This is a genomic window from Sphingomonas sp. dw_22, assembly GCF_018449795.1.
GTDB lineage: Bacteria > Pseudomonadota > Alphaproteobacteria > Sphingomonadales > Sphingomonadaceae > Sphingomonas.
Genome location: NZ_JAAVVE010000032.1, coordinates 24,043 through 49,506, shown reverse-complemented (window position 1 = coordinate 49,506; position 25,464 = coordinate 24,043). Strand labels below are relative to the sequence as shown.

Here is a 25,464-nt window from a genome sequence, read left to right as displayed (position 1 = left end):
CGGGCTGATCCTGGAGATATTCGGCGAGCGCGCGCGCACCGCCGAGGGCCGGCTCCAGGTCGAGCTGGCGCATCTCGATTACCAGGCGGGCAGACTGGTGCGAAGCTGGACCCACCTCGAGCGCCAGCGCGGTGGCTTCGGCTTCCTGGGCGGCCCGGGCGAGACCCAGATCGAGGCCGATCGCCGGCTGATCCGTGACCGGATGGCCCGGCTGCGCAAGGAGCTCGACCAGGTGAGCCGCACGCGCACGCTGCACCGCGATCGCAGGCAACGCGCACCCTGGCCGGTGATCGCGCTGGTGGGATACACGAACGCCGGAAAGTCGACGCTTTTCAATCGGCTGACCGGTGCTGACGTCATGGCGGAGAATCTGCTCTTCGCGACACTGGATCCCACGCTGCGGCAGATCCAGTTGCCGGGGATCGACAAGGCGATCCTCTCCGACACGGTGGGTTTCGTCTCCGATCTGCCGACCCAGCTCGTCGCCGCGTTCAAGGCGACACTGGAAGAAGTCGTGTCGGCCGATCTGCTGATCCATGTCCGCGACATCGCCCATCCCGACAGCGAGGCGCAGCGCGCCGATGTCGAGAAGGTGCTGGGCGAGATCGGCGTCGCGCCGGAAACGCCGCGCTTTGAGGCATGGAACAAGCTCGACCTGCTCGACGACGAAGACCGCGCGGCGCTGCTCGCGGAGGCCGCGAAGCGCGAGGACGTGATGCCGATCTCGGCGGTGACCGGGGAAGGGGTGGACGCCCTGATCGAGACCGTCGCTGCTCGGCTCACCGAAGGGCATCGGCGCTACACGATCGCGCTCGATGCCGGCGACGGCGCCGGCGCGGCATGGCTACACCAGCATGGCGAAGTGCTGGAACAATCGGTCGAGGGCGACCGGGCGGTGTATGAAGTGCGGATGGCGCCGCGGGACTTCGAGCGGTTCGGGATGCGGTGAAGCTCAGCCGGCGCGCAGGCTGGCTTTCGCCTTCACCCATAATTCTTCCTGCGCATCCAGCGAGAGAGATGCGAACGCCTCGCCGGCCTCAGCCTCCATCGCCTTGAAACGGTTCTCGAACTTCGCGTTCGCTCCGCGTAGCGCCGCCTCGGGATCGATGCCCAGCTTGCGCGCCCAGTTGACCACAGCGAACAGCAGGTCGCCGATTTCCTCCTCGCGATGTTCGGGCGTTTCGGCGCTCTCGACCTCGGCCAGCTCCTCATCGATCTTGGCGCGGGCGCCGCTGGGATCGGGCCAGTCGAAGCCGGTGCGGGCGGCCCGCTTCTGGAGCTTCTCGGCGCGGAGCAGGGCGGGGAGACCAAGCGCCACGCCGTCCAGCGCCCCGGCGTCGGCCTGCTTTGCGCCCCGCTCTGCGGCCTTGATTTGTTCCCACAGGTGATGGCCACCCTCGGTGGCGCCCAGGAAGATGTGCGGGTGGCGGCGCTCCATCTTGTCGCTGATCGCGTTCGCGACGTCGAACAGGTCGAACAAGCCGGCTTCCTCGGCCATGCGGCTGTGGAAGACCACCTGGAGCAGCAGGTCGCCGAGCTCGTCCTTGAGATCGGCCATGTCGCCGCGCTGGATCGCGTCGGCGACCTCATAGGCTTCCTCGATCGTATATGGCGCGATCGTCTCGAAGGTCTGGACCGTGTCCCATTCGCAGCCGGTCTTCGGATCGCGGAGGCGCTCCATGATACGGACTAGACGCTCGATGTTGGCGAATGTCGGTTTGCCAAATTCATCGGATAGGTTTTCCTCGTTCATTGCGCCTGAATCACCGGACGGAACACCCGAGTCCACTGGATTCTGATCTCGAATGAGCGGACAATGTTCATAGCGACTCATCCGACAAAGGAGGTCGCAATGGAGCATTCGAAATCGAGTTCGCTCCCCGCCGGAGATTCAGCGTGGAGCAAGGCTGCGGAACGTGAGCCGGTAATCCGGCGATTGGCGGGTCTTGAGCGCGTCCGGGAAGAAGATTTGCGCTCAGCGATGCGGGATCTGCAACTGGGTCGCTCCCAAATTTGTCTGCTACTAGCACGGTATCGATCCAACCCCGTAGCCAGTGCTCTCATGCCGGAGCGACCGGGCGTTAAACCTGGGCGATCCAATCTACCCGAACCTGTCGATAGGCTGATCGAGGAAATCATCGACCGCTTTTATCGAAGCCGTCAGAAACCAAGCGTCGCCGCGTTGTGTGGGGCGGTTATGCATGAGTGTAAAGCGCACGGATTACGATCGCCATCCCGGAAAGCAATCTCGGCACGGCTAGCGCGACGAAAACTGCGCACGCTCATTGCCGCGCGCGAAGGGCGGAAGGCCGCAGACGATGCATTCCGCCCCGTCGCCACAACTTATGAGGCGGACTACGCCCTGCAGGTAGTGCAAATCGACCATACCCCAGTCGATCAGATCGTTGTTGACGATCGAAACCGCCAGCCGCTCTGCAGGCCTTGGCTAACGATAGCGATCGACGTCGCGAGCCGAGCAGTTACCGGCTTTTATCTCACGCTGGAACATCCATCCGCCGTTTCGGTTGCCATGGCGCTACGGCATGCGGTCCTGCCCAAAGCCGCATGGCTCAGCGAGCGGGGTATATCAGCGCCTTGGCCTGCGTCAGGTATTCCCGATCGCTTGCATATGGACAACGCTCGGGAATTCCACTCGCGCGCTCTGGCCAGGGGGTGCGTCGAATACGGCATCGAGCAGCAGTTCCGGCCACCAGCTACGCCGCATTACGGAGGCCACATTGAGCGGTTGATCGGCACAATGATGGGGGAGGTGCACCTTCTTCCAGGCACTACCTTTTCAAATGTCGCCGAGCGAGGAACCTACGACGCCGCAGCCAACTCTGCGATGACGTTGACGGAGCTTGAAACGTGGATCGCGATTCAGATCGTAGGTGTCTATCACGCTGGCCTTCATCGCGGGCTGGGCCGCCCGCCGAACCTGGCTTGGGAGCACACCGTCGCCGCTCGCCCGCGACCACTGCGCCACCCGCCCGACGAACATCGATTCCTGCTCGATTTCCTGCCGTTTGAGCATCGTATGGTGCGACGCGACGGTATTTGGCTTTTCAATATCCGCTATTGGGATCCTGTGCTTGCGACTTGGATCGGCGAGAGAATGCGTATGCCAGTCAAGTATGACCCGCGCAATCTGTCGCGCATATTCTTACAAGCTCCGGACGGCCAGCATTGGCCAATCCCTTATGCCGATCTTGGGCGTCCACCAATCACACTTTGGGAGCATCGCCAGGCGATGATGCGACTTCGCGAAGAGGGCAGGGCGGCCGTTAACGAGCACCTGATCTTTGAGGCGGTTGAAGCTCAACGCGCCTTGGTTGCAGGCGCTGCCCACCGGACGATCAAGGCACGACGTGCAGCAAGGCGCTCAGCTTACGCTCTCGATGCCACGACGCTGCAATTTGATCCCCAGCCGATCGATCACGGTTCACAACATGAGGCCGATGATCTCGAAGAACGGGATCGGTATCTGCCATATCCGCTGGAGGAATGGTCATGAGCGAGGTGCTTGGCCACCTTCATCCGGATTACAGGCCGATAGCGCTGCTGTCTGACAAGAAGCGGATCGAGTGGATCCGCACCGAGCGATGGGTCGGCTTCCCCAAGGCCGCCGGGGTCGTCGAGCGGCTGCAGACGCTGCTCGACTATCCAAAACGGCCGCGCATGCCCTGCCTGCTGATCTACGGGCGCAGCGGCATGGGAAAGTCGATGGCGATCGCCAAGTTCGTGCGAGAGCATCCTGCGGTCTTCGACAAGCAGGAGGGCAGCACGGCGATGCCGGTGGTGGCCTTCCAGATGCCGAAGGAACCGCTCGAGGAAGACTTCTACGATCAGCTGCTTGCCGCGGTGGGGCTGTCGTTCCGTCAGGCGCTTGGCAAACGCGAAGCTTCCCGGCTTTCGATGCGCATGCTCAAAGAGCTCGGCACGCGCATTCTGATCGTTGACGAAATGAACAACATGCTCGCTGGCACCTCGCGACAGCAGCGGCTCTTTCTCAACCTCATTCGCTTCATCACTAACGAGCTGTCGATGCCGATCGTCTGCGCTGGCACCCCCGAGGCGCACCGCGCGCTGCTGTTCGATCAGCACCTGGCCGACCGCTTCGACGCCATTGAGCTGACACCCTGGCGTAACGACGAGAGCTTTGCGCTGCTGCTGCGGAGCCTCGCCTCAACGCGCCCGTTGCGCGAACCATCCGATCTTGAGGGCGGTGCTGTTCGTAAGCGCCTCATGCAGCTCAGCGAGGGTATCACGGGCCGCGTCTTCCGGCTCGTCGAGGAGGCGGCCATCGCAGCCATCAAGAGCGGGCGCGAGCGCATCGACGAGGACGCATTCGCGGATGACGCTCTGGTTCCGCCTCTCGCTTCGATGCAGCGCGCGGGGCGGGCGCGACGGGAGCTGTTCTCAGCTTGATGCATGGCGGATTCAAGCACCGCCGGGCCGACTATCCTCCTACCGTTCGCGCCTCGCCCGTGCCCCGGCGAGATCATGTCGTCCTGGTTGTCGCGGATCGCCTGTCGATACGAAATGACGTGTAGCGAGCTTGCTTGGAGCCTAATTCCGGCGCCGCCACTCGGGCCTCGAACGGAAATCGACTGGCGTATGCCGGCCCGACACAAAGCATGTCTGGCTGCAGCCGCTCGGCTGAGACCATCCGACGTCACTTGTCTCGACGCGGCTGCGGGGCACCCTCGACCGCCCAAATACTGGTTCGCACAGAGAAGTTTTGGGCGAAACCCGTGGGCCGAGGAGGACATATACACTGAGGAGTTCGCGTGGGGTTGGTGCGACCTCTGCGTGACAGAGGACTATGCCCGCACGGGCCAGCAATACATCCACCTAGAATGGACGCTGGCGTGTGTCGGATACTGCCATCGGCACAAGCATCGTCTCACGAACCACTGTGCGTGTGGCGCTGAACGGCGGCCGATCCATACAGCGGAGGGCGCGCGTACACGCTTGGTGTGTCGCTTCTGCGGGCGATCGGTGGCGCAACCTGGCGGGGAAGAACGTTATGGTCCTCGGCGACTTGCCCGCGCCCGCGACCTGCAATTGGCCTTTGAGGTCGACCTCATTACCGCGCTCGGTGGGCGGGCACCCTCTTCGAGATGGTGTGGAAACGCTTCAGCCGACGAGCTGCTCTCCCTCGTCGACGATATCGGCTATGCCTTGTGCACGCGCCGCTCATATTCCCTCTTGCTACCGATCGAGGGGTTCTGGCTCAAGAACAGTGCATGGCGATACGACCGGCTGCCTCATCTCCCCGACATGGATCATAAGCTTTGCGCGCTTTCGCCTTACTGGCGAGCGACCGTGATCGGCGCGATCCTGGCGATCATCGGCGACGAGGACGTTTGCAAAGCGTTGTCCATAGACCTCGAGCTCGCGACGTCGCCAATTTTGAGGCCCTTCATGAAGTGGCGCGGCTCGCTCGAATGGATGGTCAGTCACTTGGCGATCTACGACGTGCGTCGGCTGCTTGAGCGTTCGATCAATTGGCCGACACAGGTGCGAGAACGGCTAAGCGCAGCGACTATCGAACTTCGCCTATAGGGCAATAGATATGCCGCGCACGCGGAGATCTGAATGTGTGTACCGAAGCGCGAGTCTCGATGTGTGCGACGGCGGGCGTGAGAATCGAGGAGATGACCGATTTTTGGGGAGAGGCAGCCTGGCTACTTTACAGCGCCGGCATCGCGTTTTCGGCCGTTCGTTTAGCCGCATCGTCGCGGCTCCTCTGCTCCCAATATCGGTCGTTCACCGGTTGTATCGTCAATCCTGAAAGCGGTCGTTTGTTGATGGTGGATGTGGTCAAGACACGAACGACTGACATGTCGGACAGTCCGGAATGTCCGCTTTTGAGCACTCGGCCGGGCAAAGCGGACGCTCCGGACTTTTAGTCGGCGGATCAGCTTCGCGCCCACAAGCGGTGGTTTACGCGTAATTTGCGGCTCCCCGGAATCGGACATTAAACAGGAAGGCTTAGGCTTGGACCTAGTCCCGGTTGAAGGAAACACCACTCCGACTTTGCAATATCACGGCATTCCTCCTATATCGACGCTGGCGTCTAGCTCATTCCCATCGGTACCGCGCATCATAGTCATCGGATAGGAGCCTCAATACGACGAAGCGGTCGAGTAAACGGGTCATCAATTTGCAGGGCCGCCACGAACACGCTCCGAACGATCGCGAAGATAAGCTTGGTAACTGGTCGATGACTTGCGCATGTAGATTTGCCCGTCGATGACAAATCCGTCGAGATGATGCTGCAAGGTATATGTGGACAAATCCGATGCGCTATTGATGAAGCCTTTATGCTTGAAATTAAGAGAAGTGTTACACAGCACGCCAAATCCCGTTAGAGCCTTGAAAGTAGTTATCAATTCGAACAGGGGGCGGTTGGTTAGCTCGGATACAGTTTGGATGCGAGCGGTGCGGTTCACATGGGTGACGGCCGCAAGGTCGGTCGTCGACGCCCGATAGGTGTAAAGCATGAAGGGGCTTGGCTGCTTGCACCCAAACCATTGCTCAGCATCGTCCTCCAAGCAAACTGGCGCGATCGGGCGAAATTGTTCACGCTGCTTGATCATGTTCAAGCGCTCCCGGGTGCTGTCCTTGAACGGCGCAGCCAATATGGAGCGGTTTCCAAGCGCGCGCGGACCTATCTCATACCTCCCGCTCACCCATCCTAGGATGAGGTCGGATGCCAACATCGCCGCCACGGTGGTGACGCTAGATTCGAACTTATCGAACTCGGCGCGATCGATAGGTTCGTCGTGCGCAAAGGGCAGGCCTGAATACACATCCCACGATATTTTCGGCTCACCCGCGAAGTGGAACTGGGCATCGATGGCGGTGCCAATTGCCGAACCCGAGTCGTTGGCGACCGGAGGCACGAATACCTCGCTGAACAGGCCAGATTCCCGCCATTTGGAATTCCAATCGCAGTTGAGGCCGCACCCGCCCGCAATCAGCAGGGGCATGCCTCTCTTCAAGTTAGATTTGGCAAATTGGTGAAATCGGTCGAACAGCCGATCGCTGAAGATGCCGGCAAAATTCCGGAATTCCTGGTCATCAAGCCCAACATTGTAATGGATGAGGTCTTTGAGGGCCTCGCAGTCACGCGGCTTGAGGTGCTCGCGATCCTGCAACAAGAAGTCCGTGATCAGTTCTTCGTCGCCAGTTGCCTGCGTTCGCCTCGAGAATGAGGCAAGCGCCATCAACTTGCCGGCATCCGAAAGCCTTGAATATTCCGCGTTGCGCTTGTCGAAAGTTGGGTCTGCTATTGCATAGAGCATTGCGTAGCGATGCCCTGGCTCCGGTACTACGGTCGCTAACTTCGTGATGTGTAGCTCGGCACTAATGTCGTAGAAGGCGCCGATGTTGCCCTCCCAGAGCAATGCGTAGCACGGAGTGCCCTTTGGAAGGCTCGACATCCCGAACGCGCACAGCAGATGTGACCGTTCATGCGAGGAAAAAAAGATATCGATTTCCTTCCCGAGGAACCGTTTCCGGCCGGCGCGGACCTTGCCGGCTTCCAAGCCATGATAGCCAACCGTGGACCCTCCCGCTTGGGGTGGTCCGTCTTGCCACCAACCACCCTTGCACAAGACGTCGGGAACGCTAGCGAGCTCACCAAGGGCATCAAAGGCGTCGGGGACAGTCACTGCAGAATGCCGGTATCCCGACCCCTTCTCAGCTTCCAGGGAGAAGACCAAGCGGCCGTCCTCGATGTAGGCAAATGCCCCGTCATGGCCGGGATTATAGGAAAGTATCCTCATGCCGGCACTGCCTCGACGATCGACCCATCCGGGCCGCTTTCGGCTCGGGGATGCGATTCCGGCAAGAGTGGCCCGTATCCACGGACGTTTATCGACCTCACCCGAACCGTGGCCGGCAGGCGGTGATTTTTAAGGCGTCCTGCGAGCTGCGAGGCCCGGGATGGCCAAGCGTTGAGGTGCAATTTCATCGGCAGGTGGGGGATGGGGGTTGGATTCCAAAGCACGCGTCGATGGACGAGGATGCCGTCTACCAGCCAACGGATCTCATGGGGTGTCCATTCGATCGCATATCGGTGAAGACCCTTCGAAGCGTCGAAGCCTAGATCGATATGGTATGGGCAGCCTCGATAGCCATAGTCGAACCGGGCGCCGTCCTCGCCCGGATTGTAGAAGACGTTCACGAGCAAGCGGTTCGGCCTATTCCCCGCGATTTCGATGTCGATTTCCTGGTGGGGTGAATTCCGATGGAGGAAGAAGCCGGTGACCACCCCCGGCACGCCAGATGCTTGGAAAACGGCCTCAAACCTACCGAAAAGATAGTCAGTGTGGCTCGTGATGGCCCCTGCACTATATCCTCGCACGCCAAGGTCTTCTTGGCGGACCTGCAACGTCGCCCCCTCGGCGCTATCATACTCGACGTTCAAGTCGCGGAACAATGCGAGGTTGCCGGTAAAGGTATCCGACCGTGCAACCCAACGCCGTGGGTCGATCCCCTCGCCACAATCGATATCGACCCATCCGCCGCAATCCTCGGTCGCGACCTGTATGCCCGCCCAATCATCATGCTTTGGCCCAACGATCCACGGCGAGCGATCCCACTTCGATTTGGCAGGTACCGGGAGCAGGACTCTTTCGCTCCGCACTTCGACGATGTCGCGTTGCCCAAGGTCATCGAGGCGGGGGAATGGGCTTAGAGGTGGCACGCATCTGAGATGTTCGCACAGCACCCGCCAAGCATCGGCCTTGCCGGTTTCAAGCAAGGCGACGTCCGCGCCCTCAAGCCGTGCTAGCAGCTCGCGTACGACCGGATCGTCCGCACCGCTCGAGCGCGTCGTTATGACGAACTTGGCGTGCGGATACAGATTGCGGAGATGCTCGGTCTCTGTCGTGAGCGACCCCACGTTGACATAGGCGCCAAATGCGCGATCGGCGCTTCCCGCTCGGAGCCGATTCCACTCGAGCGCCGGCAATCGCCGCAAGTCGCTGCAGCATGCATAGCCAAGCATGGACAACGCCATTGCGAGCGATGATTGGCCCGATCCGGGCGGTCCAAAGCCAATCACGGGGGCGCCAGGCGGACGAGCGTGGAATAGCGCTGCACCCTCGCTATTGATGGCACCGATTCCGGAGAGTGCAGGTAGAATGGAGTAGGTATTTGTCGATATGCTATCCCTTCGCTGGCGCACGATCGAGCGTTTGGTAGCGAACACGTTCAGCCTGCTGAACTGGTGATTGATCCAAAGATCGACCGGGCCGCGGCAGGGCAGCGCGTCGAGGAGCTTGCGCGCCCCGCGTCGCGAGAGGATGTACCCCGACAGGTACCATAGTCCCCGTTCTGGTTTGAATACGTGGCTTGAGAGAAAGGCCTTTGGGGCGCCGTTCGTCGCCTCCATGTACGAGACATAGACAATGTCGACGCCGCCGGCCCCTTCATCGGCGCTCCTCAAGTCCTGCCAAGCCTGGTCCAGATCTCGCGCGAAGCTTGGGTGGAACCATACGTCGTCCTCGAGGACGAGTGCATATTCCTCGGCCCCTTCGGCAACGCGCTTCCAAACCGCGATATGCGACCGTGCGACAGCAACTTCTGCTGCTGTCATCGCGATGGGAGCTTCCAGCTCAAACCGCGTCGGGAGTGTCCTTGGCTGCGGTTCCACGAAGAGCTGGTCGGACAAAGTGTAGTGCGGATCGACCTCGCCGTCTTCGGGAGAACCGTTTGAGAAGTTCCTCGCGTCGACAGCAGCATATCGTTCAGTTAGCCTGCGGAGATCGTCGCCAAGGCGGTCCTGGATGCGTCCAAGCTCGTCTTTCACACGCGACCATCGTCGAGGCTCTCGGTACAGGTTGATCACGTAGATTTTCCCGATGGTGCAATCTTCGTGGCCTTGGCGAGGCCCGAAGCAGTTCACCGTCTGCTTGGGGAGGAGCCTGCGAAGACTGTAGGCGACTCGGAAAATCCAGCGGAGAGTCACTGCGGGCTTGCGAAGCGGATTCATCGCCCCTCCAACGACGATGCCGCGCGATATTCCTGCTGGTTGGAGAGACGCCAATTTCGTGAATCATTGCGGTAGCTAAGCGGCCACTTGCTGGTCGAGATCATCTCCCAGTCGTGCGCGACTAGGAATGATTCCGATGACCTTGCTTCGCTGATAATCTCGAAGACGGACCGGGTCAGATTTCCCGGCCCGGTCGAGGATTGGACTTCTGGCAGAAGGTTCGAAGGATTCGCTTCCAGTGATGCCGTTGCGTTCAGCAGCGCCCTCTCGACAATCGGGTGTTGAGCCGCTGCGATGAGAGGGGTGGTGTTAAAATAGAAGATCCAACCTGGCTGGTCCGCGCCCGGCTCGGTGAATATCGATGGTTCCACCATCTGTCCCGTCGGGACGTCGTAGCAAAACGGCTGGAGCTTAAGGCGGCCATCCTCAAAGAGATGGCCGATCGGTGCATCGTAGTAGACGTCGTCGGCATCGATGTAGAAGCCGCCTTCGACCATTACATATGAATAGCGGAAGTAATCCGACATCATGGACGGGTGGTAGCACCTGTCAAACGCAGCTTCATAGCGCGCTCCAAGGCGAGCGCTGATGAAGGATCGAGCGGCGTCCCTATCGAATACCTCTATTTCGAAGCCAGCACGCTCCAGCTGCCTCCACGACTTCATACAATTCTCGACGTCTGGCGGAAGGCGCTCGAGGTCATCCCAGAACTGCACGATTCGCTTTGGCGTCGGCCGCCCATAGCGAGCGGGCGGGCTCACGGCGTCCTCGCGCCGCTGCACCAATCCGCGGACGAAATTCGAGCGATCGCGCTCCAACGGGGTCAGGGGATCAGCGCTACTCGCCATCGTTACCGGGCTAATATCCACTTTGAAACGTCTCCCCTCATCGAGCGTGCACTGGCGTGGCAAGCTTCTCAGGCTGCGGCCATGTCCGGACCCGGCGCAAGAACGTTACCCCGCCTGCGCGCGACCGGGCGTACCACAAATGGGCGCCAGCGACATACGCGAGCCAATTCATATCCGTATCAAACAGGCGCGTCCCGCTATTGTTGAGCCATGCGATGAGATTTGCGTCACGATCGAAAATGCTGATCGTGTTACTTCTCTACCTAGGGGGAACGCAGGCTAAATTGTGTGCTGGAATAACGCCTGCCTTGTCCCAATTCGTTCTAGACTTATTACGTCCTCATCAGCCGATACGTCGCACCCGAACGGCTTTGGGCATGCCCTCAACATGCATCTGTCGGCCATCCACGATGACGCGCGGGCGATACTTGTATTGATATCTATAGTAGTACTGGTCTTGGCGCCATACTGATCCGTTCGCCAGCCTGACTATCGTATCCCCGCTCCAACCCGTCCAGGCTCCTTCAACGCGCGACTGCATGGTGATTGCTCCTAGTCTATCCTACGAACGCGGATGGCGCGGCTCATGCCATCGACGTGCATCAAGTTGGCGGCGAGTGTGACTTGGGGCCGGTAGGAGTAGCGATACTCATAGTGATATTCGTCCTGACGCCATACCGAACCATCGGTGAGTTTGACGACCGTATCGCCATCCCAGCCATTCCACTCGTCCTCGACCTGCTTTCTCATCTCGAACCCTCCCGAAATCATCCTCTTCAGGCGGCTTTCGGCAGGCACACCACCTCGGCGATCTCGCGGGCGATCTCTTCGACGGTATGTGTGCTGGTGCTTCGCGCGAGCCGGTCGGCGAGCGAGGGCGAATACCCAATCACCTCACTCTTCGATACATTGTGCCAGACGGGCAGGAGGATCTGATCGCCAGACACCGCTCGCGTCACAAGGCCGTCCAATTCGTACTCGGGCCATCCCTTGCCGAAGAAGGCCTGAGACAGCACGACGACCCCAAAGCGGCTGCTGCCCAGACCCCGATCGATCTTCCGTCGCAGGCTGTCGCCGATGCGGAGTTCGAACTCGTCGTACCAAACCGACAGGCCAGCCTCGCGCAGCGCGTTCGCCAACGGCCGCACCACGTCATCCTTGTCCTCCGAGGCGTGCGAAATGAAGACATCGAAAACCCGACCGTCGGGGCCTTCCGCTGTGGGAGCAAGATCGTGGTCAGCATCCCGCACGAGGGTGGGGACGCTTCCAAGGGGTGCCTCATTGATCGTCGGCAGCGGCCGAAGCGCCTCTCCCCTAACGACCTGGACGCCCGACCGGACGGTGCCGCGCAGGCCCTGCATGTCCACCGCGACATGCCAGTTGCCAGAATGCGGAACCTGCAGTCTGACGGGAGAACTTCTGGCGAGACCCCCGATATATCGGTGCTGACGCCCCGACTTGTAGCTGCTCAAGTTCGAGCCATCCATCAGACGGACGTTCGCGGCGCTCCCGCTCAAGGTCACGACGACCATGCTCCCCCGATCGAGGTGGCCCAGATTGTAGTGGGTGAAGTTCATCGTATCCTCCTGCCTAGGCCGCCAGTCGCTCGATCATGCCCGTCTGGGACGATGCATTCGTCTCGAAGAACAGCACCTCATCCTGCGTCAGACGGATCATCTGCCGCGCCTGGAGGAGGAAGCGTTCGCCGGCTCGGACCAGCCAAAGCGGCTGGTCGGCCGACCGGTTCGCCTTTGCGAGCAGCGCAACAGAGTCGATGAGGTCCGTGTCGATCGCGAGCAGCTGCCCGTCCACGTCGACGATGTGGCGAAAGCCGATGTCCCAGAGTGCCATTTTCTTGCGCCTCCTGCGTGTTTCGATAGGAGCACATTCGCACGCGCGGGTGTCAGAAGCTGTCACCCCCATACTCGCGCAGCAGGCAAAGTGCGTTTACCAGCGCCATTTCCTCGATCGTCCGACATGGCGTCTCGAGGAGCGCCGAACTAGCGAAGACCATCGCCGCGACTTGCGCCCGCGACACAGCGACGTTGATACGGTTGAGGGAGAACAGGAACGCGATGTCCCTGGGCAGTTCCTCCCCGCTCGAGGTCGTCATGGAGACGAGGCACACTGGCGCCTCCTGCCCCTGGAAGCGGTCGACTGTGCCGACACGGACGTTGTTGGGTAACCGAGCGCGCAACGCGTTCACCTGAGCGTTGTAGGGTGCAACGACCAGGATGTCGGCATGGCCAACAATGCGCTCCCGACCATCGCGGTCGCGGTAGGTCGCCCCCTCCACCTCGGCGATCCGCTCTGCGACAGCGTCGATTTCCTCGAAGCTGACCTGCGAACGGCCGAAGTGTACCACGGCGCGCATGCCGGCTCCGACCAGATCGTCACCGGCACGGGAGACCAGCGTTTGGCCGCTCGCCGCCTCATCGCTCCCGAGCCTGTTCTCGTAGACAGCCGTAGAGATGAAACCACATACGCGCGGGTGCATGCGTCGGCTCACGGGCATGAACACACCGCGATCCGACGGAACGACGCGATGACCGTCGATGAGGTATTCGAGGCAGGAGCGGCCGCTGTCGCCGGGGTGGCTGCCCTGCAACGGCTGCGGCAGCTGCATGGGATCGCCGACGAGCACGATGTTGCGGGCGCAGCGCGCCATGGCAAGGATGTTGGCGATCGAAACCTGCCCGGCCTCATCAACGAACAGATAGTCGTAGGCCGCGCCAGCATATCGAGCGAAGTGCCACGCGGTCGCGCCGACAACGTCCGCTGCCGCGACCTCTGGCGCGTCGTTGTCGCTGACGAAGACGATGCCAGGATGCGCTTCGTCGTCACCATCGTCGGACGCTTTTTGGACGATACTGCACCGGACACCTTCGGCGCGGGCGCGATCGGCCACCGCCTCGAGCAGATTGCCGATGGCCTTGTGGCTATTCGACGAGACCGCGACGCGCTTGCCGTCGCGGACGAGATCCACGATCGACAGGGCGCTGACGTATGTTTTGCCTGTTCCCGGCGGTCCCTGGATGGCGAGGGTCGTGCCGGCCATCGCTGAGATCGCGCGACTCGTCTCCGCTGGCAGGTCGCCATCAGCCGGGATGATACCCGCGGGGCGCAGACCGTCGGTGAACATCGGCGGAGACTGCGCCAGCAGGTGTTCGACCGCCGGGAGCCGGCCTGTGTCGGCGATGATCTCCTCGGTGACCGCGGCGACCGCGTCCTTGAGGACGCTGTTGCGCAGCGGCTGCGGCGGTAGAAGGTCGAGCCGATCCGGGAGCTCCCCCTTTGCCGTCGAACGCCTCAGCACGAGTGTGTTTGTATCATGGTCAATCGACCGGAGATTGACATCCTCGGGCATCACCGCCGGCTTCACGCACGGCGCTTTACCCGCGCGCAGCTTCGTCTCCTGCGCCGGGAAGCGGTAGGTCCGCTCGAACGACTTGGCAGTGACCTTCACCGGCTCGCCGACAGCCTCAAGACCCTGAATGCACTCGAGGTCGTCGAGCAGTTCCTCGCTCTCCTGCGCGAGGCGATCGAAGATCGCCCACCAGGTCGGCTTGTCCTCGCGCTTATGGAACTGGCTGAGGTCGAGCAGCAGGTCCGCGACCCGCTCGCCGATGCGCTCGCGGACCGGCTGCAGCCGCGCGCGGAGCGCCGCCACCTCCTCGTCCTCCGCATCCACGTTGGACAAGGCCCCACCCTCGGGCACTGTGCCGAGCACCGGCCACGGCATCGCCGCCGGGCGCACCTCGCGGACGAGCCAGTCGCGCAGCAGCTGGGTCGATACGCAATCGGTTCGGTTGTAGGCTTGGATCTCGTCGAGCAGGCGCTGCTCCTGCGTCTGCCGCCATTCCTCGTAGAATACGACGCTGGCGCCGGCGGTCGCGACGTCTGCGGCACGCTTCTCCATGTAGAAGGCCTCGAGGTCCTTGATCGAGTAACCTTTCTCCGACGCGACCATCGCACCCGACACAACCTTGAACAGGTCGACGAAGCGCCGCTCGCGTTGGAGCTGGTCCATTGCCGCTTCGCCGGTCCGGTGCTGCGAGGTAAGTCGGCGGAGCGCAGCGATCTCGTAGTTTGCATAGTGGTAGATATGCGCGTTGGGGAAGCGGCGCATGCGCTCGACGAGGAACGCCAACAGGTCGGCTGCGGCGCGGCCTTCGTCCTCGCGGGTGTGCGCCCAGAACGCGCGGAACTCCCACGCACCATTCTCGTGGAACCACACGCCATGGAGATATTCCAACCCGCCAGGAAAATAGGGGTCGCCCTCGATGTCGTAGAAGACATCACCGTCATCGGGTGCGGGCAGCAGGCCGAAGCCCTTGCCGGGCTCGGCGTCGCGCAACTCGAACGAGGGTGGCCCTCCGGCGCGGCGAGCTGACTGCAGCCGCGCCTGCGCGACCAGCTTGCGCTGGGTCTCGGCCGCCATCTTCGGAATGCGATCGGTACGTGCGGCGAGACTCGCCATGGTGTCGATTCCCGCAGCCTCCAGCTTCTGGCGCTGCGACCGGCTGATGCCGGCGACGAGCGCAAGGCTGTCCTCGGCCTCCCAACGCTCTTTGCACCGGTCGCTCCAGCGGCAAAGCGCGCATGCGGATACGGGTTCGGGGCGGGTCTCTGGCCGCTCGAGGAGGAAAGCCTCGAGCATCCGGCGCGCGTGGCGCGCATACGACGAGACATCCGACAGCCGCACGGTGAAGCGGCTGCCATCGCCGAGCTGCAGGTGGGCAGCTTCGGGCGACACGCCCTGCGCCTTCGCAAGCAGGTCGCTGTAGAGGCAGAGCTGCAGGACGTGCTTCGGGTCGGGTTTGCGCTTCAGCTTGGTGTCGACGACCTCGTAGGACCAAGCGCCGATCTCGGACGGCCGTTCGACACGCTCGAGGAAGTCGCTGTAGCCGCCCCACGCACCGTCGAGTAGCGCGCCCTGGAAGATTACATCGGGTCCCTCCAGCATTGCCTCGAGCGTGAGGCGCACGGACTCCTCCAGCGACAGGCCGTCCTTCGGAATCTCGACGACCCTACGGCCGTCGGCCTTCAACTGGTCCAGGAAGGCGAGCTCATGCTCATCACCCTGTCGCTGCAGTAGTTCGGCTTCGGCGCCGTCCTCGCTTGGCGCCAGGTCGCCGATTTCGATTAGCCGCAGGTCCAGCGCGGTCGCGTGACGGCAACCCTTGAACCGCATCAAATCGGAGGCCGAAAGCCTCATCGCTCCATCGATCCTGCGCATACGCATTCCCCTTTCCTGCGATATAGCACATAAGGGTGACAAAAGCTGTCAGGGTGATGCTATGTCGTTCGCGAAGGGTCAGGAACTGCTCAAGCTCGCAATGATGGCCACGAGCCGGAGCGGCGTGTCGCTCGAGGAAATCGTCGAGGAGTGGGGTTGCTCGCACCGCACCGCGCAGCGGATGACCGACGCGCTGCAGGCCGCGTTCCCGCAAACCGAGGCCGTGGACGGCGACGACCGCAAGCGCCGCTGGCGTATTCACGCAAAGGCCATCGCGCCGCTCCTGACGCCGTCGGCGGAGGAGCTAGCCGCACTCGCGGCCGCGATCTCCCAGCTCGAGGCCGACCAGATGACGGCGGAGGCGACGACGCTACGCCAGCTCCAGGCGAAGGTGCGGGCGCTCCTCCCGCCCGGTGCTGGGACGCGGCTTGCGGTCGACGAGGAGGCGCTCCTGGAAGCGCTCGGCCACGCCGCCCGACCCGGTCCGCAGCCCGTCATGAACAGCGAGGTCAACGCCGCGATCTCCGACGCTTTGAAGGGGCCGTTCCTGCTACGGATCGCCTACCGCCGGCGCACGCAGGACAAGCCGAGCGAACGCGTGGTCGCACCGCACGGCCTGCTGCTCGGCGTCCGGCGGTATCTCGTCGCGCGTGACACGGCGAAAAAGGTTCCACGTCTTCAACACTACCGCGTGGAGGAGATCTATTCGGCCGAAGTGCTCGCCGAGAGCTTCGACATCGATCCGGGCTTCAGCCTCAGCGCCCATGCCGAGAAGGGCTTCGGCTCGTACGAGAGTGAGGCGCAGCACGGAGAGGTGGTGTGGCGCTTTTCCCCTGACGCTGCCGACCACGCCCGCCGGTTTGTGTTCCATCCGACTCAAACAGTTGAAGAGGAGAAGGACGGATCGCTGCTCGTAAGGTTCAGGGCGTCTGGGTATCTCGAGATGTGCTGGCACCTCTACACGTGGGGCAAATCGGTTGAGGTGCTGCAGCCAGCAGCGCTGCGAGAGATGGTCAATGGCCATCAGCGCGAGTTCGAGGCGCTCCCTTAAGTCCCATGGTCCGGTCGCTCGCTACCGTACGGCAGCTCGATGAACGAAGGGCAGGTTGTGGGGAGTCGTTTCGAACGGTCGAGTGTCTGCAATTCGGCGAAAGGCGCTGCTCCCCAACCATAGTGCGGCGGGGAAGATGCACGGTGGTTCATACTGCCTCGATCCAGCGCACTTTACCGGTTCACGAGTCCACAGCCTCCTATGCCGCAGCGATCCTGCGCTTGTCACCTATAGCAAGGCTCTTTCCAAAAAAACTGGATCAAAGGGGTTCACGGGCCAACGTGGTGTCGCCGGGATGGATCTGCACCGACGCCGCCCAGGCGATGGTGAAGCGGATCGCCGCCAGTGCCGGCGGGAGGCAAGGGCGAGCCGCGCCCGAGCATTCTCGACGCGCTGGACTACTTCCCGATCGACCGTCCGGCGCGGCCGGAGGAAGTGGCGGAACTGATCGCCTTCCTGCAGTCTGGTCGTGCTTCCGTCATTCACGGTGCGGAGGTCAGGGTAAACGGAGGAACGGTCCCGGCGATCTGAGGGGTGTTGTGACCCCCGCGAACGAGCAAGCCGCGGCGGCTCCTGCTCAAGGTCTTGAAACCGGAAAATCAGCTTCTAACTCATCCTTGCCGGGCGCCGTGTTCGGGTCCGGTGGGACATAGAGGGCGCCGGCTCTCCGTTACCGGCGCAGCTCATGCCCAGATCGCTTCATAGGAGGATTTGGAGATGAGGACCAACTTTGACTTCACGCCCTATCGGCGTTCCACGGTCGGCTTCGACCGCCTGTTCGATCTGCTCGAGACCGGCATGCGCGGTGACGTGGTCGATGGCTATCCGCCCTTCGACATCGTGAAGGAGGGCGAGGACAGCTATCGCATCACGCTCGCGGTTGCCGGTTTCCGACCCGACGAGATCGAGGTGGTGGCGCCGCAGAACCAGCTCACCGTCACCGGCAAGCGCGCCGAGGAAAGCGGCAAGGGCGAGTATCTGCATCGCGGCATCGCCGCGCGTGCGTTCGAGCGGCGCTTCCAGCTCGCCGATCATATCGAGGTGGGCGAAGCCAGCTTCGACAATGGCCTGCTGAGCATCGCGCTGAAGCGGGTCGTGCCCGAGGCGATGAAGCCGCGCCGCATCGAGATCGTCGGCAGCGCGGCTGCCAACGATCGGATCGAGGCGCCGAAGGATAAGGCCCTCGAAGCGGCTTGATCCGTAAGACAAAGTGGCTTGCCGGCGCCGCCTTTGGGCGGGCCGGTGGGTCATGCCCAATTCCAGCCAGAAAGGAGATGAGCATCATGGCATTGCGTGATCTGATTCCCTGGAGCCGGCAGGAAAACCGGCTGCCCGCGACTGTCGAGCCCGAGCGGGAGACTGCACTGGAGGCCCATCCGCTGTTCTCGCTACATCGCGAAGTGAACCGCCTGTTTGACGACGTCTTTCGTGGCTTCGGCATGCGCCCGTTCGCCGGCTTCGACCGGGTGGCGAGCTGGCCGCGGGTCGAGCTTGGCGAGAGCGACAAGGAGATCCGCATCACCGCCGAACTGCCGGGTCTCGACGAGAAGGATGTCGAGATCATGGTCGAGGACGGTGTGCTGACCCTGCGCGGCGAGAAGCGTGCCGAGGTCGAGGACAAGGAGCGCGGCTATTCGGAGCGCAGCTATGGGCGCTTCGAGCGGCGCATCGCGCTGCCGCGCGGCATCGAGCGCGACAAGGCGCAGGCCACCTTCCGGAACGGCGTGCTCACCGTCACGCTGCCGCGTTCTGCCGTGGCGAACGAAAATGTCCGGCGCATTCCGGTCAACGCAAAGGCGGCCTGATCCGTCGGTCCGGGGCGGGAGCCCCGGGCCGCTCGGCCATGGGTATGTCCAGCGGCAGCCGTCAGCGAACGACAATGGCACCCGGCGCCCGGCGTGGGGAAGCGCATTCCCGCCGGATACCCGCGCGATCATCGAGCCGGTCCGGCTGCTTGACCATCGCGCGCGGCGCAAACTGCGCGACCAGTGGCGCCTGCGGTTCGAGCCGAGGGCGCCGGCGTTCGCCGATCCGCTGACCGGGTGGACCGGTGGCAGCGATCCGCTCGCCCATGTCGAACTGCGCTTTCCCAACGCGGAAGCGGCGGGCGGCTACTGCATGCGCCAGGGACTGCCCTGTGCGGTGCGGGCTTTACCCGAAGGCCACCAATCAACGTCATGTCAATGGTGAAGGGAGACGAAGATGACTGCAACGTCCGCTACCCTCCCGCTTCAGGAATCGGGGCGGGACAACCCGTCTGAGCCGGTGCTGACCATCCGTCATTCCGGCGGGTTCATCTTGCGCGGCGTCCTTGCCCTCGCGCTCGGCGTCGCGGCGTTCCTGTTCCCGGCGAACGCATTGTTCGCCTTTACCCTGCTGTTCGCGGCCTATGCCGGCGCGGATGGCATCCTGTCCCTCATCACGGGCATCCGGCGCGCTTCGCGCAAGGAAAAGCGATGGTGGACCGCGCTGCTGCGCGGCTTGGTCGGGATCGCCTGCGCGGCGATCTTCGTGGTCGTGCCGGGGCTTGCGCTGGTCAGCTATGCGCTCGTGACACTGGGCACGGTGATCGCATGGGCGCTGCTCACCGGCGCTTTCGAGATCGCGGCGGCGATCCGGCTGCGCAAGGAGATCGAGGGCGAATGGCTGCTGGGTCTCTCCGGCGCGCTGTCTATCCTGCTCGGCCTCGGTGTCTGGGCGTTCCTCTGGCTACACCCGGTCGCGACCATCCTGTCCGTGGGTACGATGATTGCCGTCTGGGCGCTGTTCGCCGGGGTTGTGCTGATCGCGCTCGGGCTGCGTCTGCGCAAGCGCGAGGCTGGCAAGAGCAAAGCCGCCACCTGAAGCGGATGCCATTGAAAGGCCCGCCACCCGTGCGAACCGGGTGGCGGGCCTTTACGCAGGCGGTTGTTCAGTCGAGCCGAAGCTCGCCACGGGCGGCACGCCATTCGGCCGGCCGGACCAACCCGTCGTGAGCGATGCGGATGGAATGGAGCGCGGCCTCTATCTCGCGATTCCAATAATCGACGAAGTCGAAGAGCACCGGAAAATCCGGCGCCAGGTCATATTCCTGCCAGACGAACAGTTGCAGCAACGATGGAGCATCGGGCCGATAATAATGGATCTCGGCCGTCGTCAGGCCATAGCCCTGCAACTGCATCATGAGCGCGTGATCGGTCATTGCAGCGAAGCGTGATCCGGTCGTTCATCCAGCGTCCGCATCGCGGCGAAGATGTCGTCGACCGGCACGGCGCGGCGGGCGCCGGGCGGTTTGCGCATCGCCGGCTGGTCCTTCACCGCCGAGCGGTCGGACGCCCAGGATGCGAGGATGGCGCGCTTCACTTCCGGCTCGAGGCCCGGATGACGCGCAATGTCGAAGGGGTGCAGGAAACGGGAAAATCGCTGCGACATGGCTGTTGCCTCCTTTCCTGATGCCGCTCCTTTCATGAGCGCGGCGAGTTGCCGCGCGGACAGAATTTTGGTGCGCGGATGAGTCGCGTCAAGAGGGGGAATCGCCGCCCAAGCCACCGATACCAAACAGATTTGCACTCGATGCGGGTGAGTGCCAAAAATTTTTGTTCCGCCTCTTGAACGGAAAAATATCGCTTCCTAGCTCCTCGGAACCTGTCGTTTCGATGAACGACAGCATCGTCACATCATGTTTTGCATCTGGAGGTTTTGCCATGCATTTCCGCCCCTTGCACGACCGTGTGGTCGTCCGCCGCGTCGAAGCCGAGGAAAAGACCTCGGGCGGCATCATCATCCCCGATACCGCCAGGGAAAAGCCGCAGGAAGGCGAAATCGTCGCCGTCGGGCCGGGCGCCCGCGATGATAGCGGCGCGCTCGTCGAACTCTCGGTCAACGCTGGGGACCGTATCCTGTTCGGCAAATGGTCGGGCACCGAGGTCAGGATCGACGGCGAGGATCTGCTCATCATGAAGGAGAGCGACATCCTTGGCGTGATCGACAACATCGTCCCACTCAAGCAGGCGGCCTGAAAAGCCGCTGCTTTCGCTCAAACTTCAGGAAGGATATCGATAGAAAGGAGTAAGGCAGATGGCTGCCAAGGAAGTGAAGTTTGCGTCGGACGCGCGTGACCGCATGCTGCGTGGCGTGGATACGCTTGCGAATGCAGTGAAGGTCACGCTGGGTCCCAAGGGCCGCAATGTCGTGATCGACAAGAGCTTCGGCGCGCCGCGCATCACCAAGGACGGCGTCACGGTCGCCAAGGAGATCGAGCTCGCCGACAAGTTCGAGAATATGGGCGCGCAGATGCTGCGCGAGGTGGCCAGCAAACAGAACGACAAGGCTGGTGACGGCACCACTACCGCCACCGTGCTGGCGCAGTCGATCGTGCGCGAGGGTTCCAAGGCCGTCGCGGCTGGCATGAACCCGATGGACATCAAGCGCGGCATCGATCTTGCCGTGAACGCCGTGGTGAAGGATCTCGAGGCGCATGCGAAGAAGGTCAGCGCCAACAGCGAGATTGCGCAGGTCGCCACCATTTCCGCCAATGGCGACGCCGAAGTCGGCCGTATCCTCGCGGAGGCGATGGAGAAGGTCGGCAACGAGGGCGTGATCACGGTCGAGGAAGCCAAGAGCCTTGAGACCGAACTGGAGACGGTCGAGGGCATGCAGTTCGACCGCGGCTATCTCTCGCCTTATTTCATCACCAATACCGAGAAGCTGAAGGTGGAGCTGGATGACCCGTACATCCTCATCCACGAGAAGAAGCTCTCGAACCTCCAGGCGCTGGTGCCGCTGCTTGAGAAGGTGGTGCAATCGGGCCGGCCGCTGCTCATCATCGCCGAGGATGTCGAAGGCGAGGCGCTGGCCACGCTGGTCGTCAACAAGCTGCGCGGCGGCCTCAAGGTCGCGGCCGTCAAGGCGCCCGGGTTCGGCGACCGCCGCAAGGCCATGCTGGAGGATATCGCGATCCTCACCGGCGGCAATGTCGTCAGCGAGGAACTGGGCACGAAGCTGGAGAACGTCACCGTCTCGATGCTCGGCCGCGCGAAGAAGGTCACGATCGACAAGGACAACACCACGATCATCGACGGCGTGGGCGCTAAGTCCGACATCGAAGGCCGCGTCGCGCAGATCCGCCAGCAGATCGAGACGACCACCAGCGACTATGATCGCGAAAAGCTGCAGGAGCGGTTGGCGAAGCTCGCCGGCGGCGTCGCGGTGATCCGCGTCGGCGGCGCGACCGAGGTGGAGGTCAAGGAGAAGAAGGACCGTGTCGATGACGCGCTCCACGCCACCCGCGCGGCCGTCGAGGAGGGCATTCTCCCGGGCGGCGGCGTGCCCCTGCTGCGCGCCATCAGCGCTCTCGATGGTCTCAAGGCGGCCAACGACGACCAGCAGTCCGGTATCGACATCGTCCGCCGGGCGCTGCGCGCGCCGGCCCGCCAGATCGCCGACAATGCCGGCGAGGATGGCGCGTGGATCGTCGGCAAGATGCTGGAAAGCCAAGACTATAACTGGGGCTTCAATGCCGCTACCGGCCTCTATCAGGATCTCGTCCAGGCGGGCGTGATCGACCCGGCCAAGGTCGTGCGCACCGCTCTCCAGGATGCGGCGTCGGTTGCCTCGCTGCTCATTACCACCGAAGCGCTCGTTGCCGAGTTGCCCAAGGAGGAGAAGGCCGCGCCGATGCCGGCGATGGATTATTGACGATCGACGGGGCCGGCTTTCATGCCGGCCCCATCTTTTCGATTTTCGGCTTGGAAGGGCGCGTCTCGCGCCGGTTTCCGATGGGAGGTATGGTCGTGAACCGGGGATCGGCTTCATCCGGGCGCTCATGTCGCTTCACCCTCGCGCTCCTTGCGATCTGCGGACTCGGCAGCTTTGCCGGTGGCGCCGCGGTGACGACATTGTTCGAGCACCGGCAAGCGCAGGCCGCCGCCGCGCCCCTTACGGGTAAGCCGGTTCCGCTCGATCAACTCACGCTGGCGCCCCTTGTGAGGCGGGTGTCGCCGGCGGTGGTCAACATCGCCGTCCTCCAGGCATCGCCGCATCTCCAGAACCCGCTGCTGCGCGATCCATATTATCGCCTGTTCATGGGCGTGCCCGATGAGGCGCTGGCGCCGCGTGTGTCGGCGGGATCCGGCTTCATCGTCGATGCAGCTCGCGGTCTGGTGGTCACCAACCACCATGTGATCGCCAATGCGCGGGCCATTGCGGTGGGCGTCGGCGACCGCCGGCTCGAGGCTGAACTGATCGGCAGCGATCCACGCACCGATCTTGCGGTGCTGAGAATCCCGACAGGCGATCTGCGCCAGCTTCCGCTGGCCGAGGCGCGGCGAACCCAGGTTGGCGACTATGTCGTGGCGATCGGCAATCCGTTTCAGGTCGGGCAGACCGTGACGTCCGGCATCGTCAGCGCGATCCGAACGTCGTCGGATGGTCGCTATCGCTACGTGCAGACCGATGCGCCGATCAATCCGGGTAATTCCGGCGGCCCGCTCATCAACATGCGCGGCGAGGTGATCGGCGTGAACAGCGCCATCATCACGCCTGGCGACGGCAATGTCGGCATCGGCCTTGCCGTGCCGGCGGATGTTACCCGCACCGTCGTCGAACAGCTTACGGGTACGAACCTGCCCACGTAGATAATCCAGGCACTGACTCTGCTGGTCTCAGATCGGGGCGGTGAGAGCGGTGAGCGGTTCCGGCTCTTGTGCCTTGTCGGCGTGAGCGAATGAGGCAAGAACAGTTCTCAACACAGCCCCTGAACGGACGGCAGATATCAGGGCGCGCAAAATGGCAAGGGAACGACCGCTTTGTCGGCGGGAACTGCCCGCTCATCTCGGCGTGCGCGAACAACAGCTATCCCTGAATCGTTCCCCGAAACCCGCCAGTGAACCGATGTCCGGTTCCGGGAAGCATCGAAGCTTCTCTGAATGACCGCGGGCGGGTTAACCGCGCGCGCGGGCAGGGAGGGCGCCCATCAAAGTAAATCGATAGAGCGCGATTATAAGGATATTACCGCAGTTTATGGTAATTCGATAACATCGATAAACTTGGCATTTTCGTCTGAAGACGGTTGAAAAACGCACTTACCATAATGGGAGATTATGGTAACTATACGGGCCAGAATTTGGGAGGGAAGGGGGCAGTTGAGCGTGACGGACGAACCGTCCAAAAGTGGTGAAATCCTGATCGTGCGCGATAACGCGACGTTGCCCACGCGGCGCGCAAGAGGGAATGTTGAACCTGTGGATCAGCGGCTGACCCGCGCAATCGCGGCAGCGCTGCCGGCCGAGGCGGCGCCGGTCAGCGAGATCGGCTTCACCGCGGCGCTCGAGGCGATGGCCGACAACAGCAAGGTGGCGATCGCGGCCGACCTTGACTGCTATACCGAATGGTGCCGGCAAAGCGGGCTTCCGACGCTCCCAGCCGATCCCGAGAGCCTGGTGCGCTATCTGCGCATGCTCGAACGGCGCGGCCACAAGCCCTCGACGCTGGCACGGCGGATCGCTAGCCTCGGCGCGTTGCATCGTCTGACCGGCCTGGGGGAAGGGGTCTTGCCAACCCATACACCGATGGTTCGCGCCGCCCTCAAGGCTGTGCGTCGGCGCAAAGGCGCCCGTCAGCGTCAGGCCGCGCCGCTGCGGCTCGGCAAGGCGCTCGATCCTTCGCCAGCCCAGGGGTTCACGCTGACGGCGCTGCTCGAGGCCTGTTCCGGTGACCTTCAAGGGTTACGCGATGCCGCGCTATTGTCACTCGGCTATGATGCGGGTTTGCGAGTGAGCGAGCTGATCCTGGTCGAAGAGGCGCATATCGACCCTCAGGAAGACGGCTCCGCGACGCTCTTCATCCCGTTTTCCAAGACGGACCAGGAGCAGGAGGGGGCTTGGGCTTGGCTGTCGGCCGATACCATGCGGCGCGTCGGCGCCTGGCTTGAGGCAAGTGGCATCCGCAAAGGGCCGCTGTTTCGTCGCGTCGGCGTCGACCGGCGCCGGGCGCGCCTAGCGATCGCTCCCGTGACCTATGATGCCATTCCGGGGAACACGCGGCACTGGCGTGAACGGTTGGAAGGCCATCCCGCCGAGCAGGCGCGGACGACCTATTCGATCGGGACCGCGTCCCTGACACGCCAGGGGGTGAACGGCATTTATCGGCGCGTCGCGCTGGCGGCTTGCGTCATTGACCGATCAATGCGGAGCAGAATCCGCTCGATCAGGAACACAAGCCGCGCGCTGTCCGGCGAATTAGGTGCTGGAATATGGGCATTCGGTGACGAGTCCGTTCAATCAGGGAAAACGACAGCGAAAGTCATGCGGAGAGGGTTTCCGTTAGAACGATAATATAC

The 25,464-nt window shown here is 62.7% G+C and carries 26 protein-coding genes; 15 read left to right on the top strand and 11 right to left on the bottom strand.

Annotated elements, in window-relative coordinates:
- On the top strand, positions 1–949 hold a 949-nt coding region (gene hflX, locus HB724_RS14110), incomplete at its 5' end, for a GTPase HflX (protein ID WP_213981576.1).
- Between the two features lie 3 nt (positions 950–952).
- Here hflX and mazG read toward each other — a convergent pair.
- Positions 953–1,753, bottom strand: a complete 801-nt coding sequence (gene mazG, locus HB724_RS14105) for a nucleoside triphosphate pyrophosphohydrolase (protein WP_213981575.1) — start codon at positions 1,751–1,753, stop codon at positions 953–955.
- A gap of 99 nt (positions 1,754–1,852) precedes the next feature.
- On the opposite strand from mazG, the gene HB724_RS14100 reads away from it, so the two are divergent.
- From HB724_RS14100 to HB724_RS14085, 4 genes are all read left to right on the top strand, one after another.
- Positions 1,853–3,514 (top strand): Mu transposase C-terminal domain-containing protein, encoded by a 1,662-nt coding sequence (locus tag HB724_RS14100; protein ID WP_213981574.1) that lies wholly within the window; start codon positions 1,853–1,855, stop codon positions 3,512–3,514.
- A complete protein-coding gene (locus tag HB724_RS14095) occupies positions 3,511–4,428 on the top strand; it encodes a TniB family NTP-binding protein (protein ID WP_213981573.1) in 918 nt (305 codons plus the stop codon). The genes HB724_RS14100 and HB724_RS14095 overlap by 4 nt, the downstream gene beginning before the upstream one ends.
- Before the next feature lie 573 nt (positions 4,429–5,001).
- Positions 5,002–5,568 carry a hypothetical protein gene (locus HB724_RS20520; RefSeq protein ID WP_256731520.1) on the top strand — a complete coding sequence of 189 codons (567 nt, stop codon included), beginning with the start codon at positions 5,002–5,004 and terminating at the stop codon, positions 5,566–5,568.
- Between the two features lie 92 nt (positions 5,569–5,660).
- The gene (locus HB724_RS14085; protein WP_213981571.1) at positions 5,661–5,915 is read left to right on the top strand and encodes a hypothetical protein; all 255 of its coding nucleotides are present in this window, start codon (positions 5,661–5,663) and stop codon (positions 5,913–5,915) included.
- Positions 5,916–6,164: 249 nt separating this feature from the next.
- On the opposite strand, the gene HB724_RS14080 is transcribed toward HB724_RS14085, so the two are convergent.
- The 7 genes from HB724_RS14080 to HB724_RS14050 all read right to left on the bottom strand — a co-directional run bounded on the left by HB724_RS14080 (position 6,165) and on the right by HB724_RS14050 (position 16,096).
- Positions 6,165–7,796: a carbamoyltransferase C-terminal domain-containing protein gene (locus HB724_RS14080; RefSeq protein WP_213981570.1), complete on the bottom strand. Its 1,632-nt coding sequence runs from the start codon at positions 7,794–7,796 to the stop codon at positions 6,165–6,167.
- Positions 7,793–10,009 (bottom strand): family 16 glycosylhydrolase, encoded by a 2,217-nt coding sequence (locus HB724_RS14075; RefSeq protein WP_213981569.1) that lies wholly within the window; start codon positions 10,007–10,009, stop codon positions 7,793–7,795. Before HB724_RS14075 ends, HB724_RS14080 begins: the two co-directional genes overlap by 4 nt.
- Positions 10,006–10,857: a glycosyltransferase gene (locus tag HB724_RS20725; RefSeq protein WP_346344730.1), complete on the bottom strand. Its 852-nt coding sequence runs from the start codon at positions 10,855–10,857 to the stop codon at positions 10,006–10,008. The genes HB724_RS14075 and HB724_RS20725 overlap by 4 nt, the downstream gene beginning before the upstream one ends.
- Before the next feature lie 552 nt (positions 10,858–11,409).
- Positions 11,410–11,607: a hypothetical protein gene (locus HB724_RS14065; RefSeq protein ID WP_213981567.1), complete on the bottom strand. Its 198-nt coding sequence runs from the start codon at positions 11,605–11,607 to the stop codon at positions 11,410–11,412.
- A gap of 26 nt (positions 11,608–11,633) precedes the next feature.
- On the bottom strand, positions 11,634–12,434 hold the full coding sequence (locus HB724_RS14060) for a DUF1883 domain-containing protein (protein WP_213981566.1): 801 nt from the start codon (positions 12,432–12,434) through the stop codon (positions 11,634–11,636).
- Between the two features lie 13 nt (positions 12,435–12,447).
- Positions 12,448–12,708 carry a hypothetical protein gene (locus HB724_RS14055; protein ID WP_213981565.1) on the bottom strand — a complete coding sequence of 87 codons (261 nt, stop codon included), beginning with the start codon at positions 12,706–12,708 and terminating at the stop codon, positions 12,448–12,450.
- A 52-nt stretch (positions 12,709–12,760) separates the two neighbouring features.
- The gene (locus tag HB724_RS14050; protein ID WP_213981564.1) at positions 12,761–16,096 is read right to left on the bottom strand and encodes a TM0106 family RecB-like putative nuclease; all 3,336 of its coding nucleotides are present in this window, start codon (positions 16,094–16,096) and stop codon (positions 12,761–12,763) included.
- A gap of 61 nt (positions 16,097–16,157) precedes the next feature.
- Between HB724_RS14050 and HB724_RS14045 the strand changes: the two genes are divergently transcribed.
- The 6 genes from HB724_RS14045 to HB724_RS14020 all read left to right on the top strand — a co-directional run bounded on the left by HB724_RS14045 (position 16,158) and on the right by HB724_RS14020 (position 19,991).
- Positions 16,158–17,147, top strand: coding sequence for a WYL domain-containing protein (locus tag HB724_RS14045; RefSeq protein ID WP_213981563.1), 990 nt, complete (start codon positions 16,158–16,160; stop codon positions 17,145–17,147).
- Positions 17,148–17,492: 345 nt separating this feature from the next.
- On the top strand, positions 17,493–17,678 hold the full coding sequence (locus tag HB724_RS14040; RefSeq protein ID WP_213981562.1) for an SDR family oxidoreductase: 186 nt from the start codon (positions 17,493–17,495) through the stop codon (positions 17,676–17,678).
- A 186-nt stretch (positions 17,679–17,864) separates the two neighbouring features.
- A complete protein-coding gene (locus HB724_RS14035) occupies positions 17,865–18,344 on the top strand; it encodes an Hsp20 family protein (protein WP_213981561.1) in 480 nt (159 codons plus the stop codon).
- 86 nt (positions 18,345–18,430) lie between these two features.
- Positions 18,431–18,952: an Hsp20/alpha crystallin family protein gene (locus HB724_RS14030; RefSeq protein ID WP_213981560.1), complete on the top strand. Its 522-nt coding sequence runs from the start codon at positions 18,431–18,433 to the stop codon at positions 18,950–18,952.
- Positions 18,915–19,337, top strand: coding sequence for an NADH dehydrogenase ubiquinone Fe-S protein 4 (locus HB724_RS14025; protein WP_213981559.1), 423 nt, complete (start codon positions 18,915–18,917; stop codon positions 19,335–19,337). The genes HB724_RS14030 and HB724_RS14025 overlap by 38 nt, the downstream gene beginning before the upstream one ends.
- A 12-nt stretch (positions 19,338–19,349) precedes the next feature.
- Entirely contained in the window at positions 19,350–19,991 is a 642-nt protein-coding gene (locus HB724_RS14020; protein ID WP_213981558.1) for a DUF308 domain-containing protein, read from the top strand.
- Positions 19,992–20,058: 67 nt separating this feature from the next.
- On the opposite strand, the gene HB724_RS14015 is transcribed toward HB724_RS14020, so the two are convergent.
- The 3 genes from HB724_RS14015 to HB724_RS14005 all read right to left on the bottom strand — a co-directional run bounded on the left by HB724_RS14015 (position 20,059) and on the right by HB724_RS14005 (position 20,832).
- Positions 20,059–20,328: an usg protein gene (locus HB724_RS14015; RefSeq protein WP_213981557.1), complete on the bottom strand. Its 270-nt coding sequence runs from the start codon at positions 20,326–20,328 to the stop codon at positions 20,059–20,061.
- On the bottom strand, positions 20,325–20,558 hold the full coding sequence (locus HB724_RS14010; protein WP_213981556.1) for a hypothetical protein: 234 nt from the start codon (positions 20,556–20,558) through the stop codon (positions 20,325–20,327). The genes HB724_RS14015 and HB724_RS14010 overlap by 4 nt, the downstream gene beginning before the upstream one ends.
- Before the next feature lie 88 nt (positions 20,559–20,646).
- Positions 20,647–20,832 carry a hypothetical protein gene (locus tag HB724_RS14005; RefSeq protein ID WP_213981580.1) on the bottom strand — a complete coding sequence of 62 codons (186 nt, stop codon included), beginning with the start codon at positions 20,830–20,832 and terminating at the stop codon, positions 20,647–20,649.
- Here HB724_RS14005 and groES point away from each other — a divergent pair.
- The 4 genes from groES to HB724_RS13985 all read left to right on the top strand — a co-directional run bounded on the left by groES (position 20,831) and on the right by HB724_RS13985 (position 25,459).
- Positions 20,831–21,145 (top strand): co-chaperone GroES, encoded by a 315-nt coding sequence (gene groES, locus HB724_RS14000; RefSeq protein WP_213981578.1) that lies wholly within the window; start codon positions 20,831–20,833, stop codon positions 21,143–21,145. The genes HB724_RS14005 and groES overlap by 2 nt on opposite strands.
- Before the next feature lie 58 nt (positions 21,146–21,203).
- Positions 21,204–22,823, top strand: a complete 1,620-nt coding sequence (gene groL / locus HB724_RS13995) for a chaperonin GroEL (protein WP_213981555.1) — start codon at positions 21,204–21,206, stop codon at positions 22,821–22,823.
- A complete protein-coding gene (locus tag HB724_RS13990) occupies positions 22,820–23,761 on the top strand; it encodes a trypsin-like peptidase domain-containing protein (RefSeq protein WP_256731519.1) in 942 nt (313 codons plus the stop codon). Before groL ends, HB724_RS13990 begins: the two co-directional genes overlap by 4 nt.
- A 513-nt stretch (positions 23,762–24,274) precedes the next feature.
- Positions 24,275–25,459 carry an integrase gene (locus HB724_RS13985; protein ID WP_346344731.1) on the top strand — a complete coding sequence of 395 codons (1,185 nt, stop codon included), beginning with the start codon at positions 24,275–24,277 and terminating at the stop codon, positions 25,457–25,459.
- Positions 25,460–25,464: the final 5 nt, after the last annotated feature.